The organism is Acidiphilium sp., from assembly GCF_049977125.1.
GTDB lineage: Bacteria > Pseudomonadota > Alphaproteobacteria > Acetobacterales > Acetobacteraceae > Acidiphilium.
In genome coordinates, this window is record NZ_JBMFGY010000292.1 from 1 (window position 1) to 2,500 (window position 2,500).

At 60.3% G+C, this 2,500-nt stretch carries 2 protein-coding genes and 1 pseudogene; 1 reads left to right on the forward strand and 2 read right to left on the reverse strand.

The window, feature by feature from the left end:
* Positions 1–263: DDE-type integrase/transposase/recombinase (locus tag ACP5E6_RS18225; RefSeq protein WP_427956719.1), on the forward strand; the 263-nt coding region annotated here is incomplete at its 5' end.
* Positions 264–342: 79 nt separating this feature from the next.
* On the opposite strand, the gene ACP5E6_RS18230 is transcribed toward ACP5E6_RS18225, so the two are convergent.
* Positions 343–1,728, reverse strand: coding sequence for a purine-cytosine permease family protein (locus ACP5E6_RS18230; RefSeq protein ID WP_427956722.1), 1,386 nt, complete (start codon positions 1,726–1,728; stop codon positions 343–345).
* A 258-nt stretch (positions 1,729–1,986) separates the two neighbouring features.
* Positions 1,987–2,500 (reverse strand): annotated as a pseudogene (locus ACP5E6_RS18235) (segregation/condensation protein A); the annotation flags it as partial.

The following is a 2,500-nucleotide window of genomic DNA, read 5'->3' on the forward strand; positions in this document are numbered from 1 at the left end:
ACGACTGCCGCAGTGCCGATCATCGGTCCCACAAGCGGCTGAACAACAGGATCGAAGCCTCTCATCGCCATACAAGACGACGAGAGAAGATCATGGGCCGGTTCAAGTCCGTCGGCCAAGCCCAGAGATTTCTCGCCACCCACGACCAGATCATCACCCTGTTCCGCCTGAAACGCCACCGCCTCTCCACCCGATCATTCCGCCATGGTCGGGCTGACGCATTTTCACTCTGGGCCGATTATGCCGCCAACGTGGCCGCCTGATCGATCGTGACCCAGGTCAAGCGCACATCATCCAATCAACCTGACGATGCCGTCACGCGGTATCTCATCTTCTCGATTCTCAGGTTGTGTGTCGCGCGGCAGCCTGAGCCGTCACGCGGCGATTGACGATGATGTAGAGAACTGAGGGGACGATCAGGCCGATGATCCAAGAGATATCGGCGCCGCCGAGCGCCTTCGCAATCGGCCCCTCATAGAGATCGGCGTTCATGAACGGGATTTCGACCAGAATGCCGATGGCGTACACGGCCATGGTTTTCCAGTTGATCGCACCATAGATGTCGCGCGGATCGTAGATCGCAGCAATGTCGTAGCGGGCGCGGCGGACGAGGTAGAAATCGGTCAGGTTGATCGCTGTCCAGGGCACGAAGACGTACAGCAGTAAAAGCAGAAAATTGGTCATGGCGCCGACGAAATTGCCGCCGGCGCCAATAGCAAGCGCGCTACCGATGAAGGCGGCCGCCGCACCGACGGCAACGCGCAGGGCCATGCCGCGTGTCAGGATGGCGCGGGCGAAGGGGGTTTCGCCGCCCGAGGTCAGGATGGTCGCGACCGACATGGCGGTGCCGTAGAGATTGAGAACGTTCGCGCCGATGATGCCGAAAAGGATCACCAGAAGCATCAGCCAGGTCCAGGATGGGCCGAGTAGGGCGGCAAAATAGCCGGTGGTATCGGCATTGGCGGCTTTGCTCGCGACGAGTCCGGCGAGCAGGCCGAGCGCCATCATCCAGATCGAGGCAATGACTGAGCCGAAATAGGTGTAGGCAGAACTGCCGAGAAACGAAGTGTTCGCAGGTAGATAACGTGAATAATCCGCGACGTAAGGGGCGTAGGTGATCTGCCACGTCGCGTAGATCGAGATGCCGAGCACGATCATCGCGAGCGGCGCCGGCTTGGCTGGGGTGAGCGGCGTGACGGCGTAATCGCGCAGCAGAACGATTGTGACTATGGCGAAGATCACCAAAAACACGAGCGACATGATTCGCTCGTAGCGATGGATCAGATCATAGCCGAAGATCAGCAGCAGAAAGGTGGCGGTATCGGCTATGATAACCCCGATGGCTTGCGGGACATGGAACAGATGTGCCGCGGCCTCGCCCCCGAGGACGGCGCTGAGGGTGAAGAATCCGACATAGAGAATGATGACCAGGGCAACCGGAAGGTTGGCACCTATCACGCCGAACTGGGCACGGGACTGAATCATCTGCGGGATGCCGAGCTTTGGCCCTTGTGCGGCGTGGTAGGCCATGAAGATGCCGCCGATGACGTTGCCGAGGATGATGGCGGTGAGGCCGGAGACGAGGCCGAGACCGAGAGAACCGGCGACAAGGCCGGTTGCCACCGTCGTCATCTGCATATTGGCGGAAAACCAGAGAGTGAAGAGGGACGCCGGCTTACCGTGCCGTTCGGTTTCAGGAATGAACTCGATGGCGCGGCGTTCGAGCACAGGCGTGATCCTTTTGATTCTGGTCCATATCAAGAGCTAGGTTTACCCGTCAAGTCAATTAGAAAGACATGTATGTACAACCGGCGGTGTCGACTATGGCGATTAAGCGCCGAAGCAGAGGAAGTGCGGGGTCCCGAAGCCGGGTTTGCCATAGGCCATCGGTTGATCGTCCATGGTGAGGGCGCGTGACTCGCGGCAAACAACGTGAGTTCCAGATTGTCGCGCTACAGGCGTGTCTCACGCATACTGTTCTCTTCCTCAGCGAGCCTCCTGTCCTTCCGGACTCCGCTGGGCGATGATCGGGTCGAACAAATTTTCCTGCGCAAGGACCAACTCGCCCTGCCGGGCAAGCTCCAACCCGGCGACGAAGGTACTGGTCCAGGCAGATCGGCGTCGCGGAATTGTCGGTGGAGATGCTGCAGGGTCTTCACCGGGCGCCGGCAACAGCTGGTCGAGGCTGAGCGGCGTGTCGCTCGCCCCAAGGAGCCGCAGTATCCGTTCGCGGGCTTCCGGAATGCTATACAAATCCAGCGCCGGAATGCGATAGGCCGGTCTGGTGTCGACCGCATCCGCGGGATCATCGAATTGCGCCAGGCACGCCCAGAGAAAGGCAATCATATCGATTTCGATCGGGCCACCGGCCCCATCACCCACCGGTTCCGATTGGCCCCGCGCAAAGACGTCACGCCCGAGCTGCGGTCGCGCGTCCAACCAGGCCGACAAGGCCTGAATCTCCTGCAGCGCCACCAGACGATCGCGGAGATCGGAGGCC